Source organism: Enterococcus sp. DIV0167 (assembly GCF_050541555.1).
Taxonomy (GTDB): Bacteria; Bacillota; Bacilli; order Lactobacillales; family Enterococcaceae; genus Enterococcus; species Enterococcus faecalis.
Genome location: NZ_CP172933.1, coordinates 1,949,423 through 1,968,205, shown reverse-complemented (window position 1 = coordinate 1,968,205; position 18,783 = coordinate 1,949,423). Strand labels below are relative to the sequence as shown.

The following is an 18,783-nucleotide window of genomic DNA, read 5'->3' as shown; positions in this document are numbered from 1 at the left end:
ATTGATCAAACTTTATTAAGAAATTAAAAAAAGTATAGGTGAAACACAAGCATTTTAAAAAAAGTTACGTATAATAGAAGAAAAGACATATTATATAGTTAGGGGATTATTGAATGGAACGAAGCAATCGTAATAAAAAATCTTCAAAAAAACCACTTATTCTTGGTGTTTCTGCCTTGGTTCTAATCGCTGCTGCCGGTGGCGGGTATTATGCTTATAGTCAATGGCAAGCCAAACAAGAATTAGCCGAAGCGAAGAAAACAGCTACTACATTTTTAAACGTATTGACAAAACAGAAATTTGATAAGTTACCGTCCGTTGTTCAAGAAGCTAGCTTAAAGAAAAATGGCTATGATACTAAATCTGTTGTTGAAAAATACCAAGCAATTTATTCAGGGATTCAAGCAGAAGGAGTCAAAGCTAGTGATGTTCAAGTCAAAAAAGCGAAAGACAATCAATACACATTTACCTATAAATTATCGATGAGTACCCCTTTAGGCGAAATGAAAGATTTGTCTTATCAATCAAGTATCGCCAAAAAAGGCGATACCTACCAAATCGCTTGGAAGCCGTCTTTAATTTTTCCAGATATGTCAGGAAATGATAAAATTTCGATTCAAGTAGATAATGCCAAACGTGGAGAAATTGTCGATCGTAATGGTAGTGGGCTAGCAATTAACAAAGTGTTTGACGAAGTGGGCGTAGTGCCTGGCAAACTCGGTTCTGGCGCAGAAAAAACAGCCAATATCAAAGCTTTTAGTGATAAGTTCGGCGTTTCTGTTGATGAAATCAATCAAAAGTTAAGCCAAGGGTGGGTCCAAGCAGACTCCTTTGTACCAATCACAGTCGCTTCTGAACCAGTGACAGAATTACCAACAGGGGCTGCGACAAAAGATACAGAGTCACGTTATTATCCGCTGGGGGAAGCAGCTGCGCAATTAATCGGGTATACAGGCACCATTACTGCAGAAGATATTAAAAAAAATCCAGAGTTAAGTAGTACGGGCGTAATTGGTAAAACTGGCTTAGAACGAGCGTTTGATAAAGAATTAAGAGGGCAAGATGGTGGCTCACTAGTTATTTTAGATGACAAAGAGAATGTCAAAAAAGCTTTACAAACCAAAGAGAAAAAAGATGGTCAAACGATTAAATTAACGATTGACAGTGGCGTACAACAACAAGCCTTCGCTATATTTGACAAACGCCCTGGTAGTGCGGTCATTACCGATCCTCAAAAAGGCGATTTATTAGCAACGGTTAGTTCACCTTCGTATGATCCTAATAAAATGGCCAATGGTATTTCTCAAAAAGAATATGATGCTTACAATAACAACAAAGATTTACCATTCACAGCACGTTTTGCGACAGGCTATGCACCAGGCTCTACCTTTAAAACAATTACCGGTGCCATTGGTTTAGATGCAGGGACATTGAAGCCAGATGAAGAGCTAGAAATTAATGGCTTGAAATGGCAAAAAGATAAATCTTGGGGCGGCTATTTTGCAACACGTGTAAAAGAAGCAAGTCCAGTCAATCTGCGTACCGCTTTAGTTAATTCAGATAATATTTATTTTGCCCAACAAACATTACGTATGGGGGAAGACAAATTTAGAGCGGGTCTTAATAAATTCATTTTCGGTGAGGAACTAGATTTACCAATTGCCATGACGCCTGCTCAAATTTCAAATGAAGATAAATTTAATTCTGAAATTCTTTTGGCAGATACGGGCTACGGCCAAGGCCAATTGTTAATTTCGCCAATCCAGCAAGCTACCATGTATAGTGTTTTCCAAAATAATGGGACATTAGTCTATCCAAAACTAGTTTTAGACAAAGAAACGAAGAAAAAAGACAATGTAATCAGCGCCAACGCAGCGAATACAATTGCCACAGATCTTTTAGGTAGTGTGGAAGATCCTTCAGGTTATGTTTATAATATGTACAATCCGAACTTCTCATTGGCTGCCAAAACAGGAACAGCTGAAATAAAAGATAAACAAGATACAGATGGCAAAGAAAACAGTTTCCTTCTAACGTTAGATCGTAGTAACAATAAATTCTTAACAATGATTATGGTTGAAAATTCAGGAGAAAATGGTTCTGCAACAGATATCAGTAAACCATTAATTGATTACTTAGAAGCAACCATTAAATAAAAAGAGAAAATGAACGAAACGAGGTTTCTGTAAAAAGAAACCTCGTTTTCCCTTTTTAGAAAAAGGAAAGTGTGCTACAATGAAGCGACTAAATTGTAGAAGGAAAGGGATTCGTGTGCGAATTTTAGCAATAGATACATCTAACCAAACATTGAGTATTGCTGTGTGTGAAAATCAAAAAATTCTGGGAAGTTATACAGCAACGGTTAAAAGAAATCATAGCTTAACATTAATGCTGGCAATTGACTATTTGATGAGTCAATTGAACTTGGCGCCAACGGCAATTGATCGTTTTGTCGTAGCAGAAGGACCTGGATCATACACTGGTTTACGTTTAGGCGTGACGACTGCCAAAACATTGGCCTATACTTTAAAGAAAGAGCTAGTAGGCATTTCCAGTCTACAAACGTTAGCTGCCAATTGTGTTGGACAAACCGGTTTAGTTGTGCCTCTTTTTGATGCGCGTCGTAAAAACGTCTATGCTGGTGCTTATCGGTTTGTCAATGGCATGTGGCAAAATGAGTTACCGGACCAACATATTTCCCTGCGGGAGTTATTAGAACAACTAAAAAATGAACCAAATCTTTTTTTTGTTGGTGAAGATGTTGAAAAATTCACTGAAGAAATAGCTCAAATCATTCCTCATGGAGAAATTTGTGATGTCCCGCAATGGCAAATTCCTAATGCCGCAGTTTTGGCTGCGTTAGGTAGTGTGGCTGAACCTGTTGAAAATGTTCATGGGTTCTTACCTGCGTATTTGAAAAAAGTAGAAGCGGAAGAAAATTGGTTGAAGACACACACGCCTAATGGAGAAAGCTATGTGGAAAAACTTTAATTTTGTGACAAAATACTTTACAAAAAGAAGGCAACGGTATATAACTAAAACCATTGCAATGAACCAGCAAGAATTTCAATTGCGTGAAATTACCTACCAAGATATTAAGGATTTACTTGCAATTGAACGCGAAGTTTATGCTGGGGAACTTCCTTGGACGATGTCTGCTTTCATGGCAGAACTTGGCTCAAAAGCGCCGCATCTCTATTTGTTAGCGGCAATTAACGGAAAAACAGTTGGCTTTATTGGCTGTCGGATTCAAGGAACGGATGCACACATTACGAATGTCGCTGTTCACACAGCATACCAAGGCTTAGGTTTAGGTCGTTCTTTAATAGAAGAAACGCGAATTTTTGCCAAGAAAAATCGTTGTGAAACCTTATCGCTAGAAGTACGAATGAGTAATGTTAAAGCCCAACGTTTATATCGAAAAATTGGCTTTGCCTCACAAACGGTGAAAAAAGGCTATTATGACGAAAATAATGAAGACGCACTAGAAATGATAATTGATTTAAAAGAAGAGTGAAGAAAAAATGTTAGTAACAAAAAAAGAAATATCTATAGCAAATATTGGTGAAGAATTATGGCGTTTTAGTAATTCTTCTTATACAACTGGCTCCCCTTGGACAGAAACACAATTCGCGGAAGATTTTGCTCAGGAAAATAGCGAATATCTTTTTTTAGTTGAAAATGGCCAGTGGTTAGGTTATATTGCCTATCATTTTATTTTAGATGAAGCAGAAATTAGTCACGTTGTTGTGAATGGTCAGAAACAACACCAAGGAATTGGTTGTCAATTAATGAAAGCTTTTAAAGAATATGTTAAAAGTCGTGACATTACACAAATTTTCTTAGAGGTCAGAGAATCGAATACATTAGCTCAAAAACTTTATGAGAAAACAGGTTTTCGGAAAGTAGCTGTTCGAAAAAATTATTATAAAGAACCTCAAGAAAATGCCTTTGTAATGTGTGCGAAATTAAGGAAGGAAGCCCAATGACAATTTTTACAAAAGAACGTAAATTATTATTAGCTGTGGAAAGTAGCTGTGATGAAACAAGTGTGGCTGTCATTGAAGATGGCGACAAAATTCTTTCCAATATCGTAGCTTCGCAAATTAAGAGCCATCAACGTTTTGGTGGAGTCGTTCCGGAAGTTGCGAGCCGTCATCATGTTGAACAAGTGACGATCTGTATTGAAGAAGCATTAACAGAAGCAAAAGTCACACCAGAAGAGCTTAGTGGCGTTGCTGTGACCTATGGGCCTGGGTTAGTTGGTGCTTTATTAATAGGACTTTCTGCAGCAAAAGCATTTGCTTGGGCGCACCAATTACCACTTATTCCAGTCAATCATATGGCTGGGCACATTTATGCTGCCCGTTTTGTGGCACCGCTCGAATTTCCATTGATGGCCTTACTCGTTAGTGGAGGACATACGGAATTGGTCTACATGAAAGAAGATGGCTCTTTCGAAATTGTTGGTGAAACACGTGATGATGCAGCTGGTGAAGCGTATGATAAAGTCGGACGTGTGTTAGGGTTGCCTTATCCTAGTGGCAAAGAGATTGATGCTTTGGCCCATGAAGGCACAGATACCTATCAATTTCCACGGGCGATGCTAAAAGAGGATAACTATGACTTTAGCTTTAGTGGTTTGAAAAGTGCGTTTATTAACACGGTTCATAATGCAGAGCAACGTGGTGAAGTACTGTCTACAAAGGATTTAGCCGCAAGTTTTCAGGCGAGTGTGGTAGAAGTATTAGTGACTAAAACCATTCGTGCTTGTCAAGAATATCCTGTTAAACAATTGCTAATTGCTGGGGGCGTTGCTGCGAATCAAGGATTACGAGAAGCAATGAGACATGCAATCAGTGAACAATTACCAGAAGTGACATTACTTATTCCGCCATTAAAACTTTGTGGGGATAACGCGGCGATGATTGGCGCTGCCGCCTTTATCGAAGCTGAAAAGAATCACTTTGCTTCGTATAACTTAAATGCAGAACCTGGCGTTAGTTTTATGACAATTAGTGAAGAAGGCTAGCCAGCTAGACAAAAATTTGCTATAATGAAGCCAGTTTAACAATGACATTCGATGATAAAGAGAGTACTTATTTCAACGTCAGCTTAGCGATCTTGGGAAGGTGGGAGCCAAGAGTGATCGGAATGAGGAAGCGCACTTTTAGAATTCTGCTGAAAGCAGACGGCAATCACCGTTATCGATGAAGCAGGTCTATCCAAGTAGTATAGACAATTAGAGTGGTACCGCGGGTAAATTCTCGTCTCTGACAAAACAAATCATTTTGTTTTGTCAGAGACGTTTTTGTTTTTTTATACTTACAAATTAATCAGGAGGGTTCTTATGAACAACAAAGAAATCGTAGCAAAAGCGTTACATGATGTTTTAAATGAAGAATTAACGATGGATCAAATCGAACAATTATTGGAAAATCCTAAATCTGTTGATCATGGAGATGTTGCTTTTCCAGCCTTTTCATTAGCTAAAATTTATCGTAAAGCACCACAACAAATTGCAGCAGAATTAGCAGAAAAAATTGATGGGACAAATTTTGAAAAAATTGAAGTGGTGGGACCTTATTTAAACTTTTTCATGAATAAAGAAGCAGTCAGTCAAGCTGTCATTGGCGCAGTAGTCAAAGAAAAAAACAACTACGGAAACAGTACCTTTGGCAATAATGGCAATGTTCCTATTGATATGTCTTCACCAAACATTGCTAAACCAATTTCTATGGGGCACTTACGTTCTACGGTAATCGGGAATTCAATTGCCTTTATTTTAGAAAAAATTGGGTATCAGCCAATTCGGATTAACCACTTAGGTGACTGGGGTACACAGTTTGGTAAGTTAATTGTAGCTTATAAAAAATGGGGTTCTGAAGAAGCAGTCCGCCAACAACCAATTAATGAATTATTGCGCTTATATGTGCAATTTCATGAAGAAGCAGAAGAAAAACCAGAATTAGCAGACGAAGCACGTGCTTGGTTTAAAAAATTAGAAGAAGGAGACCAAGAAGCCAATGAATTATGGAAATGGTTCCGTAGCGAGTCTCTAAAAGAATTTGATAAAATCTATTCCATGTTAGAAGTTGAATTTGATTCTTATAATGGCGAAGCCTTTTATAATGATAAAATGGATGAAATTGTTACTTTATTAGAAGAAAAACATTTATTAACAGAAAATCAAGGTGCAGAAATTGTTGATTTGACAGAATATAATTTAAATCCAGCACTTATTCGTAAATCAGATGGTGCGACCTTATATATCACACGGGATTTAGCTGCTGCGCTTTACCGTAAACGGACGTATGATTTTGCCAAATCACTTTATGTAGTCGGCAACGAACAAAGCAATCACTTCAAACAATTAAAAGCAGTCTTGAAAGAACTAGGATTTGACTGGTCAGATGATATGGAACACATTCCGTTTGGTTTAATTACTCAAGGCGGTAAAAAATTATCCACACGTAAAGGGAAAATTGTTTTATTAGAAGAAGTATTGAATGAAGCTGTTACTTTAGCAGGAAATCAAATTAACGAGAAAAATCCAGACTTAGCAAATCGTGAAGAAGTGGCGAAACAAGTTGGTGTAGGTGCAGTTATTTTCCATGACCTTAAAAATGATCGTCTAAATAATTTCGATTTTGTATTAGATGAAGTTGTTCGTTTTGAAGGCGAAACTGGCCCATATGTTCAATATACACATGCTCGTGCGATGAGTATTTTACGTAAAGCAAACTTTACACCAGACGCTACACAACGTTATGCACTAAATGACAAGGATAGCTGGGAAGTCGTGAAGTTGTTACAAAAATTCCCTGAAACTGTGATGCAAGCTGCTGAAAAATATGAACCATCTGTTATTGCGAAACATAGCATTCATTTAGCACAAGCGTTCAATAAATATTATGCCCATGTTCGGATTTTGGATGAAGATGCTCAAAAAGAGGCACGCTTAGCGTTAGTTTATGCAGTAGCTACTGTTTTAAAAGAAGATTTACGTTTACTAGGATTACATGCACCAGAAGAAATGTAGAAGTTTTTGTGAAAATTTTACTGCGTTGAACGCTAAACTTATTAAGCAAATATTAAAGTTAAGTTACAGATTGAGAAATTCATAGTAATTAAATAGCTGGGGTGCTATACTCGAGTCAAGTTATAAAAGGATTAGAAAAGGTGGCACCCAATTATATGACAGAAAAATGGCGTGAAGACGAAGAATATCTTTCTTATGTAGAAGATTTATTAGCAACCGAAGAAGTCCAAAAATTAGCAGAATACACACAACATATGCATTCAACTCGTTTAGAACATTCAATTAGTGTTTCCTATCATAGCTATAAATTAGCAAAGCGTTGGAACGGCAATGCTCGTGCAACAGCTCGTGCTGGTTTATTGCATGATTTGTTTTACTATGATTGGCGCACAACAAAGTTTGACGAAGGCTCTCATGCCTATGTTCATCCACGAATTGCAGCCAAAAATGCTGAAAAAATTACAGAGTTGTCTGATTTAGAACGAGACATTATTATTAAACATATGTGGGGCGCAACTATTGCACCACCAAAATACAAAGAAAGTTACATTGTAACCTTTGTTGACAAATATTGTGCTGTCAAAGAAGCAGCGTTGCCGATGACGACAGCCATGAAAACCAAATGGCGTCAGTATTTTGGCCAACAGTCAATCTAAAAAAAGCTTATCCGGAAGGATAAGCTTTTTTTGTTTGACGTTGACTAAAAAGTCTAACATTCATCTATTTAAAATAAATATTAAAAGTAATTTTGTTCTGTTAATTTCTTTTGAGCATATCGATAGACTGCTTCTTGATTTTCAGTTGTCAATTGTTTGTAAACATTCATAATATTGGTCGGGACAACAAGTGGCGTTTCTTCCGTTTCAGGAATACCTAAGATTTCAAGAGGTGATACATCTAAAACTTTAGATAAGGCGACAATTTTATCCCTCCCCATATTTTCAATCATTCCAGTTTCCCATTTCCTGACGGTACTTTTTCCAACACCAACAAAATTTCCAACTTGTTCTAATGTAAGATTTTTCTCCATCCGTTTTTGCTTCAAAAAATTTTCTTTCAAAAAAACCACCTCCGTAAAAACATTCTAGCACAAAAAGTGTCGCAAAAGAAACATGTTTTTTTGAAAGTAGATATAACAAATATAACAAAAAAGTTATTTGATTTTAATGATATTGACGTTTTTTTCACAAAATGATATAATTTCTGTGTCTTATTAGACACGAAGAGTGGAAAAGGGGGAGAGTAAAATGGAATCAAATTTAATTCACTCAAAATTGAGAATGAAAGGAAAAAATGTTGAATGGTTGGCAAATGAAATGACTGCATACGGGCAGCCCGTATCCGCTTCAACGATTTACAAAAAATTAAAAGGAGAAGTTGTTTTCAAAGCAGCGGATATTAAATTGATTTCACAGTTGTTGGATTTGAAGAATGAAGAAATTATGACTATTTTTTTTAGTGAATTAGTGTCTAAAAAGACACATATTGATGTTGAAAGGATTGTGATGAATGAAAAAAATTATTAATAAGTTATTTTCGCTTTGTTTAATTATTTTTATTATTTTAGGATCTAATACAAGTATTATTTCTTATGCGATAGATAATGAAAGTGGACCGCAAATTCGGTCTGTATCTGTGGAGTATCCAGAAAATAAGACGGAAATTGTTGCGACAAAAGATTGGGCAACTGTTTCCTTGGCGTTATCAATTTCCGAATTAGCAATTGGAGAGACGATTACATTAAGAATGGATAGCGAAAAATATTCCTATTCAATGACACCTTTTGAAATCAGTGATGGGCTTCGAGTGACTCCAAATGATGATGGAACTTGGACGATTAAAGCGTTGCAAAATATTGTAGACTATTCAGCTGATTTAGAATTAAAATTACGATATAACCAAAATTTGTCAGAAAATTTTGAAGATAAAGTGACTTTTACTTTTGGAGATTCACAAAAAGTTGCAATGATTAACATTGGGCAATATGTTGAGAAAGTTCCAGAAACTGAGCTCGTTCGGAAAGTTCCTTTAGGTTTTACGCCAGAAGGAAGAGTTGCTTGGGTCATCTATTTTAACTATAACCAAGCAGGACTTTCAGGTTCAGAAAAAACAACCTTTAAATTTTTAGATAATGTAGGTCCAAACCAAACATTAGCTGTTGACAGTATTGCCGCGTATCTCACCAAGCAGCCTATTTTAGAAGTAAATGGTGAAATGATTCGGAATTTAGAGCATGATGAATACAGTTACGATGCTAGTCAATTTTTCCAAAAACATGCTTCTAAAAGCGGACTTAATTATGAAGCGGAGAAATTTGAAGGAATACCAACGGCTACGGGCAGTTATCTTTCTAACAAAAACGCCTATTATATTTATTTAGAAACAATTCCAAATGAAAATATTCCAAGTGATGCCTTACTATCAAATTACACCTATATGCGTATTTCTAATGAGGGATTCGATGCTTGGGAAGATGAAGACATCGCTTATATCACTGCGGATGAAAATAGTGGAGGAACAGGTCAAGGTGGTGTTATTTTAGAAAAAATAGACGCAGAGACAGCTGAAGTTCTGCAAGGCGCTATTTTCAAACTTGTGAATAAAAAAACACAACAAGTTATTCAAGAGAATTTAAGGACCAATCAATCTGGACAAATCCGTTTAGCTGGTTTAGAACCTGATCAATATGAATTAATTGAGGTTAAAGCACCACCCGGCTATAAATTAGATGCAACGCCAGTATCATTTGAAATTAAATCAGGCCAAACTCAGACGATTCGTCTGAAAAAAGAAAATACACGTTTAGAAAATCAATTAAAAGTAGAAAAAGTAGATGAAAATAATGAGGCGAAGCGTTTAGCGGGTGCTGAATTTTCGTTGTATGACCAAAAAAATAATCTAATAGAAAAAGGTGTCACGAATGAAAATGGCGAGCTGTTATTTTCAAATTTATCACCTGATGGAGAATATTATTTAGTTGAAACGAAGGCGCCTAATGGCTATGAATTAGACGATACTAAACATCCTATTTCATTTGCTGGAAAAGCCGACTACACTTTAACATATCGGGTGAAGAATAAGCAGCAAGTACAAATTGGTTCCATCAAAATTGTTAAACAAGATAAAGACAGTAAAAAACGTTTAACAGGCGCAGAATTTCAGTGGAAAGATACGGTGACAGGAAAAACAGGAACAGTGACAGTTGGAATCGATGGAACCATCACAATTCCCAATTTAGCAGTCAATCGTAAGTATGAAATCACAGAAACGAAAGCACCCACAGGTTATGTACTAGACAAAACCGTGCATAAAGTCACTTTAACAACTGCACAAGCCAATAAAGTAGTGACTGTAACTGTTGACAATATAGCGCAAAAAGGGTCTATCAAAATTGTTAAACAAGACAAAGACAGTAAAAAACGTTTAACAGGCGCAGAATTTCAGTGGAAAGATACGGTGACAGGAAAAACAGGAACAGTGACAGTTGGAACCGATGGAACGGTCACAATTCCCAACTTATCCGTCAATCGTACGTATGAAATCACAGAAACGAAAGCACCCACAGGTTATGTACTAGACAAAACCGTGCATAAAGTCACTTTAACAACTGCACAGGCAAATAAAGTAGTGACAGTAATCATTGAAAATACAGCGCAAAAAGGTAGTCTAGCAATAATCAAAGTAGACAAAGATTCAAGAAAACGTCTAGCAGGTGCAGAGTTCAAATGGCGTGATACGGTGACGGGAAAAGAAGGAACAGTTGTAGCCGACAAAAATGGACAAGCACTGATAACAGATTTGCCAGTCAATCGTGTATACGAAATTACGGAAATTAAAGCACCAAACGGCTATATCTTAAATAACAAGACTTACCGAGTTACCCTAACGACTAATTTTGCTGACAAGATTGGTTATTATACCATTGAAAATGTTGCGCTACGTGGCAATTTAAAATTAATTAAACAAGATAGTTATTCAAAACAACGTTTAGCAGGTGCACAATTTAGATGGCGTGACACAGTGAACGGGAATACAGGCGTAGTAACTGCTAATGCTAATGGTGAAGCAACTTTATATAATTTTTCCGTCAACCGGATTTATGAAATTACAGAAATAAAAGCACCAAATGGTTATATACTTGACAAAACGGTGCATAGAGTTCTTTTACCTTCGAATTATGCTGGCAAAACCTACACGTTTACCAAAAATAATCAAGCACAAAAAGGCGCCATCAAAATTGTTAAGCAAGATGGATATACGAAACAACGTTTAGCAGGTGCACAATTTAAATTCCGAGACACAACCAATAATTATACTGCAACGTTTACAGCGAATAGGAACGGTGAAGTACTGATTACTGGATTAGCCGGTGATCGTATCTATGAGATCACAGAAATCAAAGCGCCGAATGGCTATATCATAGATAGACGTGTTCATAAAGTTGATTTACGTGGACAAGGTGGTAAAACCTATACATTAGTCTTAAATAATCAAGCACAAAAAAGTGCCATCAAAATTATTAAGCAAGATGGATATACGAAACAACGTTTAGCAGGCGCACAATTTAAATTCCGAGACACGACCAACAATTACACAGCAACGTTTACAGCGGATAGAAACGGTGAAGTACTGATTCCTGGATTAGCCAGTGATCGTATCTATGAGATCACAGAAATTAAAGCACCAAACGGCTATACTATAGATAGACGTGTTCATAAAGTTGATTTACGTGGACAAGGTGGTAAAACCTATACACTAGTCTTGAATAATACATCACAACAGGGCGCTATCAAAATTATTAAGCAAGATACGGATACAAAACAACGTTTAGCAGGAGCGAAATTTAGATTTCGCGATACCACCAATAACTATACGGCAACATTTACAGCAAATGGAAATGGTGAAGTACTGATTCCAGGATTATCGTCAGATCGTATTTATGAAATCACCGAGATTCAAGCGCCAACTGGGTATGCGTTGGATAGTAGGGTCCATCGGATTGACTTACGAGGCCAAGGCGCAAAAACGTATACGTTAGTGTTAAACAATAAAGCAAACTATGGTGCTATTAAAATTATTAAACAAGATGTTGAAACAAAAGTACGTTTAGCAGGCGCTGTTTTTGAATGGAAAGATACAACTAACGGCTATACACAAAGAGTGACAACTGGGGGAGATGGTACAGTTACTATCAGTGGACTATCCGTAAACCGAGTGTATGAAATTAGAGAAGTTCAAGCGCCAGCTGGTTATTCACGAAATACTACGCCAACACGTGTCAGTCTGATGCAAAATCATGCGGGGCAAACAATTGCAATTGTTCGAGAAAATCGCAGAATACCAGTTTATAATCCACCGCCACCAACAGTTTGGCCCTATGTGCCACCCATCACTAACTATAATCCACCTGTGTACTATAATCCGCCAAGATATTATTATGGGGGATGTGTCATGGTTATCGTGGTGGTGTGTTGGTAAAAAACAAATAGAGAGAAAGGAGTATCTAATGAGTCAATCCGCTTTACCGAAACTTGGGGTAATTTCAACGGGCGCCCTTTTCGTGACTGATTTAATTGGTGTTATTCTAGTTTCAATTGTCACTGCCTACATTCTATATCGTTATTTTTTGAAAAGAGGACAAATTACATGATTTATTTGTATCAGTTATACAAAGTAATTATGTTCATTTTCTTAACCTATTTATTTACAAGTTTATTTCTCAGTTTTCGAACAAGAAAAAAAACAAGAAGAGAAGTCGAAGTAGCAGAAGAATTTTTCTGCTACTTTCTTGTACCGTGTGTAAACGAGGAGAAAGTCATCGGAGAAACATTAAAAAAACTGGTTGCTTTACCAATTAAGAAAAAAATAATCGCGATTGATGATGGATCAACGGACCAAACCAAAGCAATGATGGACAGTATTGCTGGTCCAATCCAAGTTCTGTCTCGTCAATTTCCTAATGCGCAACAAGGCAAAGGCGCCGCTTTGAACCATGCTTTCCAAATTGTATTAGCAGATGCAGAAAAAAAAGACTACTCACGAAATCAAATATTGGTGGGAGTAGTGGATGCAGATGGTTTTTTTAGTGAGAATATTATCAATGAACTAACTGCTGTTTTCGCAGATACAACAGTCTGTGCTGCGCAAACAAGAATCAAAATGAAAGATGTTACAAGTTTTATGTTTATTGCACAAGATGTTGAGTTTTTTACGATTAATAATTTTATTCAAAAGGCGCGTCGAGCAACAAAAACCATTGGACTTGGTGGCAATGGTCAGTTTTTTCGGTTATCAATGATTACCGAACACTTAGGCTATCAGCCTTGGGGAAATGCTTTATTGGATGACTATGAGTTAACCATTAAATTAATGCTGAAAGAGTTATCGATTGCTTATATTGACGAGGCCTTTATGGCTCAAGAAGCACTGAGAGGTGTGAAACGTTTTATTCGGCAACGAAGCCGTTGGGTTCAAGGGAATTTAGATTGTCTAGCGTATTTACCCAGGGTGATTAAATCAAAGTCATTAACGCTAAGGCAGAAGTGCGGCATCTATTATTTTTTAGCGCAACCCTTTATTAATCTCGTCGCAGGAATCCTCGTTTTTGTTTTAACTGGGCTTCAACTGCAACACTTGTATAGGTTAGGTTTTTCGTTATCTCTAGGTATTAGTTTTGCTTTGGCTGTCAGTATTTCACTCGTTTTCGGCATTTTTTTTACAATCAACTATTATCGCGAGTTGAAAAATTTTCAATTAGAAGTACCGGCAAAAGTGGGGTTAATTAGTTTACCTTTTACTATTTCCTACATGTACTTAATTTTATTCGTTAGTGTGGTAATGGCTTATTATCGGTTTATTAAAGGGAATAGAACGTGGATAAAAACGGAACGCAATTGATTTTTTATTGCACTTTCCAGAGTTGCGTGGTATTATTTTTAATAGTTTAATAGCAACATGGTGATGGTGTTCACCACGAACTATTTATCGGACGAATAAATTAATGACGCCTACCAAACGGGAGAAGTGTACCCTTTGGTAGGCTTTTTCTGTACGCTAGGATTGGCGATAAGAAAATTGTAAAGGAGCATGTAAAGTGAAAAAAGAAACAAAGCAACTACTATCAATCGGCGGTTATATGGCAAAATGGTTGCTCATTACCGCAATTATTGGTTTATTTATGGGGGCGTTATCCGCCTTTTTCTTAAAGAGTCTCACCTATGTAACAGATGTTCGTTTAGCAAATCCTTGGTTACTCTTTATTCTCCCCATTAGCGGTGTTGTTTTTACGTATTTCTATACGCGTTTTGGGAAAAATGCTAGCCGAGGAAATAACTTAGTGATTGAACAAGGCAATGGCGGGGAAGAAGATATTCCCTTGCGCTTAATTCCTTTAACATTGTTTGGCACGATTACTACGCACTTATTTGGTGGTTCTGTTGGTCGTGAAGGGACGGCGGTGCAAATGGGGGGCGCAATCGCAAATGCTGTAGGAAAAGTCTTTAAACTGTCCGCTTTGGAACGACAAGTAATTATTATTAGCGGAATTAGTGCAGGTTTTAGTTCTGTTTTTGGCACACCATTAGCGGGAACGGTTTTCGGATTAGAAGTTTTGGCGATTGGAAAAGTTCGTGCAGAGGCACTTTTCCCAAGTTTTTTTGCAGGCTTATTTGCTAATTTTGTGACTGAAAGTTTTGGTGTAACGCATACGCATTATCCGATGGGCAAAATTCCGACTTGGTCGGTTGATCTATTCGTAAAATTATTTTTGGCATCGATTTGTTTTGGCTTAGCAGGTTGGGTTTTTAGTCGTTCCATTGTCTTTTTAAAAAAGACCTACGCAAATTGGTTTGCTAATGTCTACCTTCGTGCGTTTCTTGGGGCGTCCATTGTCGTTCTGTTTGTGCTCGTCTTAAACAACCAACGTTATTTAGGCTTGAGTTTACCTTTACTAGAAGATGCTTTTGCAGGCAATGCGCAGCCTTTTGATTTTGTTGGGAAATTATTCTTTACGGTGTTATCCTTGGGTGCCGGATTCCAAGGAGGAGAAGTGACGCCATTGTTTGAAATTGGGGCTACGTTAGGGAGTTCTTTGGCCCCTTTGTTACATCTGTCAATTCCTTTTTTAGCAGGTTTAGGATTTATTGGTGTTTTTTCTGGCGCCACGAACACGCCAATTGCTTGTTTCATTATGGGCATTGAACTATTTGGTAGTGAAGCGGCAGTCTATTTTTTCATGGTCTGCTTAATCAGTTTTATGTGCTCAGGAAATAGCGGTATTTATGCTTCGCAACAAAGTTTGTATCGCAAAGGAACAGCAGAATATCCTCTCTTTAATGCATTAAAAAATCGACGTAAATAAGATGTTTTTTTATGAAAATATGCTAAACTAGAGAAGATGAGGTGAAGACATGAAAGACTATCAATATCCATTAGATTTAGATTGGACGACAGAAGAAATGGTGATTGTCACTAATATGTGGACAGCAGTTGAGCAAGCCAACGAAACAGGCTTGCCTGTTGACAAATTTTTAACAACCTATCAACAATTTAAAACGGTCGTTAAAAGTATCGGCGAAGAAAAACGCTTAGGTCGTGAATTTGAAAATGCTTCAGGATATTCGTTATATCGTACGCTTCAACAAGCTAAAAAACAGGGAAGCGGTAAATTAAAGCTGGGGGATGATTAGATGACTGAAACGCAAAAATTTGTTCAAACAATTCAAAGTTGGCTTTTTGAAGCAGCCGATGTGATTCGAATGAACTTGGAATCAGAGTTAACCGTTCAACAGAAAAATGGCCGCACCGATTTAGTGACAAATATGGATGAACAAACCCAAGAATTTTTAATGAATAAAATTCAAACAAATTTTCCCGAAGATCAAATTTTAGGGGAAGAAAAAGGCTACAATACTTTAAAAAGTTTTGCTGGTCGCGTGTGGATCATCGATCCGATTGATGGCACAATGAATTTCGTGATGGAAAGAGAAAATTTTTGTATTATGTTAGCTGTTTATGAAGACGGCATTGGTAAATTAGGTTTTATCTATGATGTGATGCGAGAAGAACTTTATTGGGGCGGCAAAGGGCTTGGCGTTTATCGGAATAATCAATTATTAAAAGCGCCTACTATGAAAGCCTTGGCAGATGGATTATGGGGCATGAATGCTTACATGCATGGAAAAAATATTCATCACGCAACGGAAATCGGACAAGCAAGCATGGGCGTGCGTATTAGCGGTTGTGCAGGTTTGGAAATTATTGCCATGTTAAAAGGCAACCATCATGGCTATTTATCTAATCTAAGTCCTTGGGATTATGCAGCAGGCTTAGTACTTTTGGAAGAATTTGGGTTTAAATACTCTGGTGTTACAGGAAAACCATTAACTTTTGCGGGTCGTGAATACTTTATTGCAGCAACTCCTGAAACCTATGATGAAGTATTTACCCGATATTTAAATGAATCGGAATAATCCAAGAAGAGCGTTGCTGGAAGGTAAGGCTCTTCCTCTTTTAAAAGAGAAAAATTTGTAAAAAAATGTCCTTGTTTTCAGAAAAAGCCGAATAATTTCTAAAACTTTCATTATTTTTGCAGGCGAAAGCCTTTTTTTAATGAAAAAAGTTTGCTATAATAAGCAGTCGGCTTTTATGGACTTAAGTAACATAAGCGTATATAGATAAGGAGCAATTAAATTGAAATACAGAGATGATATTCGTAACGTGGCAATTATCGCCCACGTTGACCATGGTAAAACAACCTTAGTAGATGAACTTTTAAAACAATCTGACACTTTAGATGGGCACACACAATTACAAGAACGTGCAATGGATTCCAATGCACTTGAAAGTGAACGTGGAATTACTATCTTAGCAAAAAATACAGCAGTAGATTATAACGGTACACGTATCAACATTCTAGATACACCAGGACACGCGGACTTCGGTGGTGAAGTAGAACGTATCATGAAAATGGTAGACGGTGTTGTTTTAGTTGTCGATGCGTATGAAGGAACAATGCCTCAAACACGTTTCGTATTGAAAAAAGCATTAGAACAAAAAGTAACACCAATCGTGGTTGTTAACAAAATTGACAAACCTTCTGCTCGTCCTGAACACGTAGTAGATGAAGTTTTAGAGTTATTCATCGAATTAGGCGCAGACGACGATCAATTAGATTTCCCAGTTGTTTATGCTTCTGCTTTAAACGGAACTTCAAGTGAATCAGATGATCCAGCAGATCAAGAGCCAACAATGGCCCCAATTTTTGATAAAATTATTGAACATGTGCCAGCTCCAGTTGATAATTCAGACGAACCACTTCAATTCCAAGTCTCATTACTAGACTACAACGATTACGTTGGACGTATTGGGATTGGCCGTGTGTTCCGTGGCACAATGAAAGTCGGCGACCAAGTTGCGTTGATGAAATTAGATGGCAGCGTGAAAAATTTCCGTGTAACGAAAATTTTAGGTTTCTTTGGCCTACAACGTGTGGAAATTGATGAAGCAAAAGCGGGCGATTTAATTGCCGTTTCCGGAATGGAAGACATTTTCGTTGGGGAAACAGTTGTAGATGTTCACAATCAAGAAGCATTACCAATTCTACACATTGATGAGCCAACCTTACAAATGACTTTCTTAGTTAACAATTCTCCATTTGCGGGACGTGAAGGAAAATACATCACCGCTCGTAAAATCGAAGAACGTTTAATGGCTGAATTACAAACAGACGTATCTTTACGTGTTGATCCAATTGGCCCAGATTCTTGGACTGTATCAGGCCGTGGCGAATTGCATTTATCAATTTTAATTGAAAACATGCGTCGTGAAGGCTATGAATTACAAGTTTCTCGTCCAGAAGTTATTGAACGTGAAATTGATGGAGTTAAATGTGAACCATTTGAACGTGTTCAAATTGACACACCTGAAGAATACATGGGTAGCGTGATTGAATCCCTAAGTTTACGTAAAGGCGAAATGCAAGATATGATTAATGCCGGTAACGGACAAATGCGTTTAATCTTCTTGGCACCAGCTCGTGGCTTAATTGGTTATTCAACAGAATTCTTATCAATGACTCGTGGTTATGGTATTATGAACCACACCTTCGATCAATACTTACCAATGATTCAAGGAACGATTGGTGGCCGTCATCAAGGAGCGCTAGTTTCAATCGATACTGGTAAAGCAACGACTTACTCAATCATGAGTATTGAAGAACGTGGTACAGTTTTCGTTGAACCAACGACAGAAGTTTACGAAGGAATGATTGTTGGGGAAAACAACCGCGACAACGATTTAACTGTGAACATCACAAAAGCTAAACAAATGACTAACGTTCGTTCGGCAACGAAAGACCAAACATCAGTCATCAAAAAACCGAAAAAATTAACGTTAGAAGAATCATTAGAATTCTTGAATGAAGATGAATACTGTGAAGTAACACCAGAAAGCATCCGTTTAAGAAAACAAATTCTTAACAAAAACGAACGCGAAAAAGCAAGCAAGAAAAAGAAAAAAGCTGAATAATTTTTCGACAAATAAACATTTAAACCAACTATGCTCGTTTTACTACGAAAATAGTTGGTTTTTTTTATGAAAAAAACGGATTAATGCGTATTTTAAGATAAGGTTATTTTTTTATGTGTGGATAACTACTCGTTATCCACAACAAGCAAATGCCGCTATTTTTGAAAGCTTTTGATAGCAAGCTTTCACAATTTTTCATTCTTTTTGATGTTTCA

General features: G+C 37.1%; 16 protein-coding genes, 1 riboswitch and 1 other annotated feature. Of the genes, 15 read left to right on the top strand and 1 reads right to left on the bottom strand.

Translation table 11 applies throughout. The features are described 5' to 3' along the window. Window positions 1-113: 113 nt before the first annotated feature. From IGM09_RS09385 to IGM09_RS09355, 7 genes are all read left to right on the top strand, one after another. On the top strand, window positions 114-2,156 hold the full coding sequence (locus tag IGM09_RS09385; protein ID WP_002400876.1) for a penicillin-binding transpeptidase domain-containing protein: 2,043 nt from the start codon (window positions 114-116) through the stop codon (window positions 2,154-2,156). Between the two features lie 115 nt (window positions 2,157-2,271). Continuing rightward, window positions 2,272-2,991 carry a tRNA (adenosine(37)-N6)-threonylcarbamoyltransferase complex dimerization subunit type 1 TsaB gene (tsaB, locus tag IGM09_RS09380; protein ID WP_033625092.1) on the top strand — a complete coding sequence of 240 codons (720 nt, stop codon included), beginning with the start codon at window positions 2,272-2,274 and terminating at the stop codon, window positions 2,989-2,991. Beyond that, on the top strand, window positions 2,963-3,517 hold the full coding sequence (gene rimI, locus IGM09_RS09375) for a ribosomal protein S18-alanine N-acetyltransferase (protein ID WP_002384199.1): 555 nt from the start codon (window positions 2,963-2,965) through the stop codon (window positions 3,515-3,517). The genes tsaB and rimI (IGM09_RS09375) overlap by 29 nt, the downstream gene beginning before the upstream one ends. Before the next feature lie 7 nt (window positions 3,518-3,524). After that, entirely contained in the window at window positions 3,525-3,989 is a 465-nt protein-coding gene (rimI, locus tag IGM09_RS09370) for a ribosomal protein S18-alanine N-acetyltransferase (protein ID WP_010713199.1), read from the top strand. After that, on the top strand, window positions 3,986-5,032 hold the full coding sequence (gene tsaD / locus IGM09_RS09365; RefSeq protein WP_002374298.1) for a tRNA (adenosine(37)-N6)-threonylcarbamoyltransferase complex transferase subunit TsaD: 1,047 nt from the start codon (window positions 3,986-3,988) through the stop codon (window positions 5,030-5,032). Before rimI (IGM09_RS09370) ends, tsaD begins: the two co-directional genes overlap by 4 nt. A gap of 42 nt (window positions 5,033-5,074) precedes the next feature. Then, window positions 5,075-5,278 (top strand) — a binding site (T-box leader). 72 nt (window positions 5,279-5,350) lie between these two features. Then, window positions 5,351-7,042 carry an arginine--tRNA ligase gene (argS, locus tag IGM09_RS09360; protein ID WP_113826066.1) on the top strand — a complete coding sequence of 564 codons (1,692 nt, stop codon included), beginning with the start codon at window positions 5,351-5,353 and terminating at the stop codon, window positions 7,040-7,042. Between the two features lie 155 nt (window positions 7,043-7,197). Then, the gene (locus tag IGM09_RS09355) at window positions 7,198-7,698 is read left to right on the top strand and encodes an HD domain-containing protein (RefSeq protein WP_002356666.1); all 501 of its coding nucleotides are present in this window, start codon (window positions 7,198-7,200) and stop codon (window positions 7,696-7,698) included. 80 nt (window positions 7,699-7,778) lie between these two features. Here IGM09_RS09355 and IGM09_RS09350 read toward each other — a convergent pair whose 3' ends face one another. Beyond that, a complete protein-coding gene (locus IGM09_RS09350; protein WP_016618386.1) occupies window positions 7,779-8,111 on the bottom strand; it encodes a helix-turn-helix domain-containing protein in 333 nt (110 codons plus the stop codon). A 178-nt stretch (window positions 8,112-8,289) separates the two neighbouring features. Between IGM09_RS09350 and IGM09_RS09345 the strand changes: the two genes are divergently transcribed. The 8 genes from IGM09_RS09345 to typA all read left to right on the top strand — a co-directional run bounded on the left by IGM09_RS09345 (window position 8,290) and on the right by typA (window position 18,568). Then, on the top strand, window positions 8,290-8,568 hold the full coding sequence (locus tag IGM09_RS09345; protein ID WP_010707303.1) for a hypothetical protein: 279 nt from the start codon (window positions 8,290-8,292) through the stop codon (window positions 8,566-8,568). Then, the gene (locus IGM09_RS09340; protein WP_104877087.1) at window positions 8,552-12,520 is read left to right on the top strand and encodes an MSCRAMM family protein; all 3,969 of its coding nucleotides are present in this window, start codon (window positions 8,552-8,554) and stop codon (window positions 12,518-12,520) included. The genes IGM09_RS09345 and IGM09_RS09340 overlap by 17 nt, the downstream gene beginning before the upstream one ends. 28 nt (window positions 12,521-12,548) lie before the next feature. Then, a complete protein-coding gene (locus IGM09_RS09335; RefSeq protein WP_002400869.1) occupies window positions 12,549-12,692 on the top strand; it encodes a hypothetical protein in 144 nt (47 codons plus the stop codon). After that, entirely contained in the window at window positions 12,689-13,939 is a 1,251-nt protein-coding gene (locus IGM09_RS09330) for a glycosyltransferase family 2 protein (protein ID WP_010713202.1), read from the top strand. Before IGM09_RS09335 ends, IGM09_RS09330 begins: the two co-directional genes overlap by 4 nt. Before the next feature lie 50 nt (window positions 13,940-13,989). Next, a riboswitch (Fluoride riboswitch) is annotated at window positions 13,990-14,059 on the top strand. Between the two features lie 76 nt (window positions 14,060-14,135). Then, window positions 14,136-15,401, top strand: coding sequence for a voltage-gated chloride channel family protein (locus IGM09_RS09325; RefSeq protein ID WP_002384204.1), 1,266 nt, complete (start codon window positions 14,136-14,138; stop codon window positions 15,399-15,401). A gap of 49 nt (window positions 15,402-15,450) precedes the next feature. Next, complete coding sequence (locus IGM09_RS09320) at window positions 15,451-15,729, top strand: UPF0223 family protein (protein WP_002356679.1); 279 nt, start codon at window positions 15,451-15,453, stop codon at window positions 15,727-15,729. Beyond that, window positions 15,730-16,512 carry an inositol monophosphatase family protein gene (locus IGM09_RS09315; RefSeq protein ID WP_016616755.1) on the top strand — a complete coding sequence of 261 codons (783 nt, stop codon included), beginning with the start codon at window positions 15,730-15,732 and terminating at the stop codon, window positions 16,510-16,512. A gap of 220 nt (window positions 16,513-16,732) precedes the next feature. Next, window positions 16,733-18,568, top strand: coding sequence for a translational GTPase TypA (gene typA / locus IGM09_RS09310; protein WP_002356682.1), 1,836 nt, complete (start codon window positions 16,733-16,735; stop codon window positions 18,566-18,568). Window positions 18,569-18,783: the final 215 nt, after the last annotated feature.

Bases quoted from the DNA above. Each gene is read 5' to 3' on its own strand.
- IGM09_RS09340 (WP_104877087.1), top strand. From the start codon at position 8,552: ATGAAAAAAATTATTAATAAGTTATTTTCGCTTTGTTTAATTATTTTT.
- argS (WP_113826066.1), top strand. From the start codon at position 5,351: ATGAACAACAAAGAAATCGTAGCAAAAGCGTTACATGATGTTTTAAAT.
- IGM09_RS09335 (WP_002400869.1), top strand. From the start codon at position 12,549: ATGAGTCAATCCGCTTTACCGAAACTTGGGGTAATTTCAACGGGCGCC.
- rimI (WP_002384199.1), top strand. From the start codon at position 2,963: ATGGAGAAAGCTATGTGGAAAAACTTTAATTTTGTGACAAAATACTTT.
- IGM09_RS09330 (WP_010713202.1), top strand. From the start codon at position 12,689: ATGATTTATTTGTATCAGTTATACAAAGTAATTATGTTCATTTTCTTA.
- IGM09_RS09345 (WP_010707303.1), top strand. From the start codon at position 8,290: ATGGAATCAAATTTAATTCACTCAAAATTGAGAATGAAAGGAAAAAAT.
- IGM09_RS09385 (WP_002400876.1), top strand. From the start codon at position 114: ATGGAACGAAGCAATCGTAATAAAAAATCTTCAAAAAAACCACTTATT.
- rimI (WP_010713199.1), top strand. From the start codon at position 3,525: ATGTTAGTAACAAAAAAAGAAATATCTATAGCAAATATTGGTGAAGAA.
- IGM09_RS09315 (WP_016616755.1), top strand. From the start codon at position 15,730: ATGACTGAAACGCAAAAATTTGTTCAAACAATTCAAAGTTGGCTTTTT.
- tsaD (WP_002374298.1), top strand. From the start codon at position 3,986: ATGACAATTTTTACAAAAGAACGTAAATTATTATTAGCTGTGGAAAGT.
- IGM09_RS09320 (WP_002356679.1), top strand. From the start codon at position 15,451: ATGAAAGACTATCAATATCCATTAGATTTAGATTGGACGACAGAAGAA.
- IGM09_RS09355 (WP_002356666.1), top strand. From the start codon at position 7,198: ATGACAGAAAAATGGCGTGAAGACGAAGAATATCTTTCTTATGTAGAA.